Raw genomic sequence first — 8,710 nt, forward strand, 5'->3', positions numbered from 1 at the left:
CCATAATAATCGCCACGCCGCGAGTTTTTGCGAAGCGAGTTAGATATGCCGCGGTTTCACGCACTTGCGCCACACTGATAAACATTACAATTATCGTAAATGGCACGCCAATCTTCAGAAAATCTGCAAATTTATAACCACCGGGGCCCAATACCAATGTATTCACAGGGGAAGAAACTGGGGTCATAAACGCAGCGGATGCTGCAATACCAATCACCATCGCAAATGGTAATGGAGAGACATCCATTTGATGCGCGGCGGCAATCGCAATAGGCGCCATGAGTACCGCAGTAGCCGTATTGGAAATAAATAAGCCTATCGTCGCGCATAAAATAAACAGGCAGACTAGCATCACATGAGGACCTAATCCCCCAGCTACCTTCATTAGTGCATCTACCGCAAGGGCTATCCCCCCGGTTTCTTGTAAAGCGATAGCGAATGGCATCATGCCAACAATCAAAATAATACTCGGCCAATGAATCGCTTTGTACGCGCTTTCCATATCAATACAGCGAAATTTTCCCATTAATAAACAGGCAATCAACGCCGCAATAAAGTTAGGGATTTCATTGGTAACCATCATCGCCACCATGAGCGCAAGGCAAAATAACGCATGAGGGGCTTGCGAGGAGGCAGGGGCAACAGCTTCGACTTCGGCGGCTAAGTTCAATACGATAAAATTACGCGGTTTTGTTGATAGAACACGGATCAACTTCCAATCACCGATGACCAGTAAAATATCCCCCAAGCGTAAAGGTTCATCCACCAGTTTTCCATCAAGCGCTTTTCCATCGCGACGGATCCCGACGACGTTTAAACCATATCGGGTACGAAATTTAATCTCTCGTAAGCTTTTACCTAGCAATTCCGAGTCCGGGTTCATGGAAACTTCCGCCATCCCCACATCCCTCGATTGCTCGGAAAAATAATCCCCACGCAAAATCATTGGCTCAAGAAGCTGTTCACTGCAAAATTGGCGCAGTTCATCGTCAGTCACTGAAATATCAATTAGCAAAACATCACGCTCACGTAGCTCCGTTCCCCCCGTTGCACTCACCATCACACGGCGAAACTTACGCCAGCGCTCAATCCCCACAACGTTTGCACCATAACGGGAACGCAAATGAAGCTCATCAAGCGTGTGTCCAATCAGTGAAGAACCTTTACGAATCGCTAATCGGCGGGCACGCCCAGCCAGTTTATAATCGCGGATCAAATCACGAAAACTACGTTGATATTTAACAGGTTGTTTATCCGGTTCATTGCTACCCAACCAGCGACGAGTCAGCCACATATAGCCAATACCCGCGACTAAAATAAGAAGTCCTATTGGGGTGATTGAGAAAAATTGAAAGCTGGGTAATCCTTCGCGAACTAATTCACTGTTGACCACCATGTTGGGGGGAGTTGCGACTAATGTCATCATGCCGCTGATTAAGCCAGCAAAGCCCAGCGGCATCATTAATCGACTTGGTGAGGTTTTCATCCGTGCTGCGACACTGAGCACCACCGGAATAAAGATAGCGACCACGCCAGTGGAGCTCATAAATGCACCGAGCCCCGCCACCGTCATCATTAAAAAGACGAGCATTTTACTTTCGCTGCTGCCTGCAACTCGGACGAGCCACTCCCCCATTTGGTAGGCAATTCCGGTACGAACCAGACCATCACCGATGACAAACAGAGCGGCAATCAACAAAACGTTAGGATCCGCAAAACCCGCCGTTGCCTGTTGTAAGGTCAGTGTATCGCTTAATACAAACGCCACAATGACTAATAAGGCAACCACATCCATGCGGACTTTATTGGTAGTAAATAGAACAACCGCGATCAATAGTAGGGTTAGCACCCACAGCAATTCTCCGTTCAAAGTATCCCCTTTCGACGAAAAAAAACAGGCTAAAGATTTTAGTTAGTTAACCATGTTTTTCAGAGGATTTCTTTGATTAGATCGCAATTAGACGTTTTTCGACACGAAAAGCTCAAAATAGCCGTTATCGTCAGGACCTGTCACGGAAATTTGTTCTAATGTACTAATAATTGCAGAGATTTCATCTCGTCTTGGCATACCTTCAGGATCATGAACCGCAATAACTTGGCAGCCCGCACTTAATGCTGAATGGATCCCCGCTGGCGCATCTTCAAAAGCAATGCACTCTTCGGGAGGCAATTCGAGGCTTTTCGCCCCTAATTGGAAAGGTTCTGGATCTGGTTTACCTTTCGAGACTTTTTCAAACGTGACCCAATGTTTAGGTTCAGGTAAACCCGCTGCTGCTCGGCGTCCGTGAGCAATGGGTACTGTACCTGATGTCACAATCGCCCAAGGGGCGCCTAATTTATTCAATAAAGATAACAGCGCTATTGCACCTGGCAGTGCAACAACCCCCTCCATATCTTCACTTTCCATCTTCTCTAACCAACGAAAATGGCTTTGCAGCTCTTCTTCGCTCGCATTAGGTAGGAAATGGCGCAATGTGGTCATTGCAGGTTTTCCATGAATGTAGTCGATAATCGCTTGCTTATCTTCACCAATTCTATCGCCGAATAAACACCAACAGCGCTCAACAACAGCGAGTGAGTCCGCCAACGTGCCATCGAGATCGAATAAAAAACCTTTTGCTTTTAACTTCACATCAAACCCTTTTTCAGAAAATCGTGCTACCTAATGCAAGACGTAAATGTGTCTACCTAAAAAGATAAGTTAAGCATTGAGAATTTGAGAAACCTCAACCGCTGAAAGGTGATATTGGCGAGGGCAAGCTTGCCAAATTTTCAGCATTCTTAAATATTTATCCCACATTGGTGTTTGTGAGTTAAAGCCATGAGTTCCGCTATCGAAATGGGTATATCGCCCTTCTGTATTAACCATAAAGCGCACGTAACTCAGATAACGCGCTTCCGTTGCGGCATCAAAGCCCAAAAACTGCACACGACGACCATCCACACCATGTTTGTCTTCCATGTTACCGTAAGAAACTTGCAGCGCATGGTACATTTCCATCACTTCAATAACTGTACGACACGTTTGCTCGCTGAGTTCACCAAAATCCCTATCCAGCTCGCGCATTTGTAAACCAAATCCACGCTCAATGATAGTTTGCAGACGGCGGTAACGCTCCGCGTTATCTGGGTCTAACATGGTCATCATTTTATATTGATTGGATAAAATTAAGCGTTCAGCATTGGTCATTTCCATCACAGCTCTCCGTAGATAATTTTCTGCAATCTTCGCATTCAATGTTGATAATGCACAGATTAAATATTACTTTTATTGATCTAAACAGTTATTTTGCGTTAATTACTGTTAAATAACGGTTTGTTATCAAATCGAATGCTAAATAAGGTTCAATGAACCGTTTAGATATCTTCCATAAAGGTATGATCTAACTGATTGAACGCTTTTTTCAAAAGTTCGGCTAGCGCCATATAGTCAGGCTGCTGCTCAACGGGTGCCATCGCGATTCCCGCTTCGGTAAATTTATCGCGAATTTCATAGAACCAGCTTAATAACCCTGCCGGTAATGGTGTAACGGCACGCTTACCTAACCACCATAACCCTTGCATTGGCAAGCTGCAGGCAAATAATGCCGTCGCGACAGCGGGACCTAACTGCCCACCTAACGCAATTTGCCAAGCCAGCGTAAATATCGCAATGGGCGGCATAAAGCGGATCCCAAACCGAATCGCTTTATTGATACGTAGTTCAGGAAACAGTGGCGTTAGCTTTTTTTCCATAGGGAAAACCTTCAGATAGTGATTACCTAATCTGAAGCGTTTGAAAAAACCCGGAGGGGTACTCTGCATTGTGCTCATCAATTAATTTCCTACTACTATTAATTTTCTACTGCCATTCATTTTCTACTGCTATTCATTTCTGGATGTCATCACAAAAACAATATCAATCTATGGCTAGCTTACGTCAAATTGAGCGTGAACGCACACTCAGTTTTTAAGTTAATTTTCACAAATTTAGCTTTAATTAAGCTAACTTAAATGAAACCCGCTATTCTCTTGAATACGTAACTCACCGCTATAACTACACTTTATATGGCATTTATGATTTTAATCAACCAAACGCCCTATTTTTAAAAAAAACGTATAAAATATAAAATAGTTTTAGTAGAATCGACCGTAATTAGAATTACTGCCGAACTATGTTACTTAATAGTTCTCTTTAATAAGTAAACAACAGTGATATATTGGGGTTCTGCGCGTTATTTCAACACGATACTGTGACTTATTTTTCACAGTTATTTAACAGCATCACGTAACGTTTGCGCGAGAAAACCCTGTAAAATCATCGACCCATGTACTTTTTTGCACATATCATGATATCAATCATGAATTGGTCGGATATAAATGCGCTAGGCTCTAGCGAATTACATTTTTCAACTAAGTCTGTGTGTCCTCATAACGGGCTTCACAACATCAACTAAGATAGGTATTTCCATGTCAAGTAAGCTGGTACTGGTTTTAAACTGCGGTAGCTCCTCACTGAAATTTGCAATCATCGATCCGACTAATGGAGATGAATTTCTATCAGGTTTAGCTGAATGTTTTAATTTGCCTGAAGCTCGCATTAAATGGAAAATGGACGGTGAAAAACATGAGGCACCTTTAGGTGCAGGCGCTGCGCATAGCGAAGCACTGAACTTCATCGTAAATACGATTCTTGCTGCGAAGCCTGAATTGTCAGCACAAATTTCCTCTATTGGTCACCGTATTGTTCATGGTGGCGAGAAATTTACTTCTTCTGTTGTTATTGACGACGAAGTTATCGCGGGTATTAAAGCGGCAATCCCATTCGCGCCTTTACATAACCCAGCTCACCTTATTGGTATTGAAGAGGCGAGAAAATCATTCCCTCATCTGATCACCAAAAACGTAGCAGTATTCGATACAGCGTTCCATCAGACCATGCCTGAAGAAGCTTACCTGTATGCACTGCCATACGAATTATATTCCGAGCACAGCATCCGTCGTTATGGTGCGCACGGTACTAGCCATTTCTACGTTTCTCGTGAAGCCGCGAAAAAACTGAACAAGCCAGTTGATGAACTGAACGTTATCACTTGCCATTTAGGTAATGGTGGTTCAGTATCTGCTATCGTTAACGGTAAATGTGTTGATACATCAATGGGTTTAACTCCATTAGAAGGCTTAGTCATGGGTACTCGTAGCGGCGATATCGACCCTGCGATTATTTTCCACTTACATGATTCATTAGGCATGAGCGTTGATCAAATCAACAAGATGCTGACCAAAGAATCTGGCTTACTGGGCTTAACTGGCGTGACTAGTGACTGCCGTTATGTTGAAGATAACTACGGCACCAAAGCGGATGCAACCCGTGCAATGGATGTGTTCTGCCACCGTTTAGCAAAATATGTTGGTGCGTACAGCGCGCTGATGGAAGGTCGTCTTGATGCAATCATCTTCACTGGTGGTATCGGTGAAAACTCTGCACAAGTGCGTGAAATTACGCTGAAGAAACTGGCCATCCTTGGTTTCGAATATGACCACGAGCGTAACTTAGCTGCACGTTTCGGTAAAGAAGGTGTTATCACCACCGACAACAGCCGCCCGGCACTGGTTATTCCAACCAATGAAGAGTTGGTGATTGCCCAAGATGCTGCACGCTTAACAGCATAAAGACTTTCTTGCCGCCAGCCTTATGCTGGCGGTACTGCTTTAGAGTAACCAAAAAACGAGGTTCCTGTGTCCCGTACAATTATGCTAATTCCTACTGGCACCAGCGTTGGTTTAACCAGCGTTAGTCTGGGTGTCGTCCGCTCAATGGAACAAAAAGGTGTCCAGCTGAGCGTGTTTAAACCTATCGCACAACCACGCGTTTCCGGTAATAAAGACCAAACTACCGAAGTTTTACGTTCTCACTCCAGCATCACAACCATTGTTGAGCCTTTAACAATGGAATATGTTGAGTCTCTACTGACTTCATCGAAGAAAGATATTCTGATGGAAGAGATCGTGGCGCGCTACCACGACCACACTAAAGATGCAGAAGTGATCCTGATCGAAGGTTTAGTCCCAACTCGCAAGCACTCTTTTGCTCAATCACTGAACTACGAAATTGCTAAAACCCTAGGTGCTGAAATTGTATTTGTTACTGCACCGGGCAATAGCTCAATCCAGCAAATGCAAGAGCGTTTAGAGCTGGTTCGTAACGAATTTGGTGGCCAACGTAATGAAAGCATCATCGGGGTTATCGTTAACAAAGTTAACGCACCCGTTGATGAACAAGGTCGTACTCGCCCTGACCTGTCTGAAATCTTTGATGATTCAACCAAAGCGACTGTGGCAAATATCGATGCCAAAGCGCTGGAGTGTTTAAATCTGCCAGTATTAGCGTCAATTCCTTGGAACTTTGACCTGATTGCCACCCGTGCAATCGACATGGCAAAACACTTAAATGCAAAAGTCGTTAACGAAGGTGAAATCAATACTCGCCGCGTTAAATCCGTCACTTTCTGCGCACGTAGCATTCCACACATGCTAGAACATTTCCGCCCAGGTTCATTATTAGTGACCTCAGCGGATCGCCCTGACGTACTGGTATCTGCCTCTTTAGCAGCAATGAACGGCGTAGAAATCGGTGCTATCTTATTAACAGGCGGTTATGATATCGATGCACCTATTCGCAAACTTTGTGAACAAGCATTCGAAACTGGCTTACCTGTGTTTATGGTGAACAGCAACACATGGCAAACTTCACTGAATCTGCAAAGCTTCAGCCTTGAAGTACCTGCTGATGACCATGAGCGTATCGAGAAAATTCAAAACTATGTGGCTCGCCACATTAGCAGTAACTGGATTGAATCTCTGGTTGCTGATTCTGAGCGTCCTAACCGTCTGTCTCCTCCGGCGTTCCGTTACCAGTTAACTGAACTGGCTCGTAAAGCAGGCAAACGTATCGTCCTGCCAGAAGGTGATGAACCACGTACCGTTAAAGCAGCATCGATTTGTGCTGAACGTGGTATCGCGACCTGCGTATTGTTAGGTAATCCTGATGATATCCGCCGTGTTGCAGCATCTCAGGGTATCGAATTAGGCGCTGGCATCGAAATCGTTGACCCAATTAAAGTTCGCGAAGAATATGTTGCACGCTTAGTCGAACTGCGTAAGAGCAAGGGCATGACCGAAGTGGTTGCTCGGGAACAATTGGAAGATAACGTTGTTCTGGGCACATTGATGCTGGAAAAAGGCGAAGTGGATGGTCTGGTCTCTGGCGCGGTTCATACCACCGCAAACACCATCCGCCCACCACTACAGTTAATCAAAACTGCGCCAGGTAGCTCATTAGTTTCTTCTGTATTCTTTATGCTGCTGCCAGAGCAAGTGTTTGTTTATGGTGACTGTGCGATTAACCCAGATCCAACGGCAGAGCAACTGTCTGAAATCGCAATTCAATCTGCGGATTCAGCAAAAGCCTTTGGTATCGAGCCTCGCGTTGCGATGATCTCTTACTCAACGGGTAATTCCGGTGCGGGTAGCGATGTTGAGAAAGTGCGTGAAGCAACACGTTTAGCGCAAGAAAAACGCCCTGACCTGATGATCGACGGTCCGTTACAGTACGATGCTGCAGTAATGGCAGATGTGGCTAAATCTAAAGCGCCAAACTCACCGGTTGCAGGTAAAGCAACTGTGTTTATCTTCCCAGACTTGAACACCGGTAATACTACCTATAAAGCAGTACAACGTTCTGCTGACTTAGTCTCTATCGGTCCAATGCTGCAAGGTATGCGTAAACCCGTTAACGACTTATCCCGTGGTGCACTGGTAGACGATATTGTTTACACCGTTGCACTGACCGCGATTCAAGCGGTACAAAACGAAAACGCATAATCTTAGTTATTAAGTATTGAGTTAAAAGGTCAATCCAGAAATGGGTTGACCTTTGTTTTTTCATCGCTATATGAAAATGATATCCCTCCCATTTCATATCATTAACTTCTATATTTTCACAAAAATATTGAGGTTAATTATGATTCTCCCCCAAAGAGTCCGTATTAAGTTTGAACAGATAAAATTAACAGACCATTTTAAAAACACCGCTGAGAATGAGTTTTCCCGCAATATAATTGGCATTAAGAATATCCAAGAAGCCGAAAAAGGTGTCTGTTATGGATTAACACATGCTTTCTTATTTTATGCCCATGCAAATGATGAAACGAAATATATAAAAAATCTGGCATACGCATTAAAAAAAGCACATAACCACAAAGAAAACACTCGTCACTATCGCACTTTTTTAAATGATGCTTTCTGTCAAATTATTTATAAACAAGCATCAGTTGACTATGCCCTTCACATTGACAACGCCATGAAAAAGTTTGATTTTTCAAATGATAGCAGTGAATTAAAACAAAAAAATATGCTTATTTCCATCAGTGAAATCTTTTTTAAAAATAGCGCATTGTTACTCGATAATATAAAAGAAGATGATGCTATCAACTTTAAAAAAGCATTACATCAGCTATATTCTTATGCATATTCCACATCCGCAAACGCCAGGGAGGATATATTAAAAGGTAAAAGCCACTTTGAATGTCATTTAATAAAACTAACTGCTCGAGAAATTAAGAAAAAATGTTCTAACCTTGTAAAAAATGACTTATCACTGAACGACATTAAACCATTTTTTGAGCTGGTTAAAAATCACCAGAAAAAAATCATCAAACAAAAAATCTGT

At 43.4% G+C, this 8,710-nt stretch carries 6 protein-coding genes and 1 pseudogene; 3 read left to right on the plus strand and 4 right to left on the minus strand.

Annotated features, from left to right (window positions below):
* From JK188_RS15050 to yfbV, 4 genes are all read right to left on the minus strand, one after another.
* Positions 1-1,870: SLC13 family permease (locus tag JK188_RS15050; RefSeq protein WP_249216031.1), on the minus strand; the 1,870-nt coding region annotated here is incomplete at its 3' end.
* 87 nt (positions 1,871-1,957) lie between these two features.
* Complete coding sequence (locus JK188_RS15055; protein WP_132495446.1) at positions 1,958-2,632, minus strand: sugar phosphatase; 675 nt, start codon at positions 2,630-2,632, stop codon at positions 1,958-1,960.
* Positions 2,633-2,701: 69 nt separating this feature from the next.
* Positions 2,702-3,196, minus strand: coding sequence for a YfbU family protein (locus JK188_RS15060; protein WP_036952716.1), 495 nt, complete (start codon positions 3,194-3,196; stop codon positions 2,702-2,704).
* Between the two features lie 161 nt (positions 3,197-3,357).
* On the minus strand, positions 3,358-3,813 hold the full coding sequence (gene yfbV, locus JK188_RS15065) for a terminus macrodomain insulation protein YfbV (protein WP_036952713.1): 456 nt from the start codon (positions 3,811-3,813) through the stop codon (positions 3,358-3,360).
* 636 nt (positions 3,814-4,449) lie between these two features.
* On the opposite strand from yfbV, the gene ackA reads away from it, so the two are divergent.
* The 3 genes and pseudogenes from ackA to JK188_RS15080 form a co-directional block, all read left to right on the plus strand.
* Positions 4,450-5,652 carry an acetate kinase gene (gene ackA, locus JK188_RS15070; RefSeq protein ID WP_036952711.1) on the plus strand — a complete coding sequence of 401 codons (1,203 nt, stop codon included), beginning with the start codon at positions 4,450-4,452 and terminating at the stop codon, positions 5,650-5,652.
* 81 nt (positions 5,653-5,733) lie between these two features.
* Complete coding sequence (pta, locus tag JK188_RS15075) at positions 5,734-7,863, plus strand: phosphate acetyltransferase (RefSeq protein ID WP_154600249.1); 2,130 nt, start codon at positions 5,734-5,736, stop codon at positions 7,861-7,863.
* Between the two features lie 139 nt (positions 7,864-8,002).
* A pseudogene (locus JK188_RS15080) lies at positions 8,003-8,710 on the plus strand (hypothetical protein); the annotation flags it as partial.

Source organism: Providencia sp. JGM181, assembly GCF_018257375.1.
GTDB lineage: Bacteria > Pseudomonadota > Gammaproteobacteria > Enterobacterales > Enterobacteriaceae > Providencia > Providencia lanzhouensis.

Coding starts and splice junctions, on each gene's coding strand:
- yfbV (WP_036952713.1), bottom strand. CDS start 3,813: ATGAGCACAATGCAGAGTACCCCTCCGGGTTTTTTCAAACGCTTCAGA.
- pta (WP_154600249.1), top strand. CDS start 5,734: ATGCTAATTCCTACTGGCACCAGCGTTGGTTTAACCAGCGTTAGTCTG.
- JK188_RS15060 (WP_036952716.1), bottom strand. CDS start 3,196: ATGGAAATGACCAATGCTGAACGCTTAATTTTATCCAATCAATATAAA.
- ackA (WP_036952711.1), top strand. CDS start 4,450: ATGTCAAGTAAGCTGGTACTGGTTTTAAACTGCGGTAGCTCCTCACTG.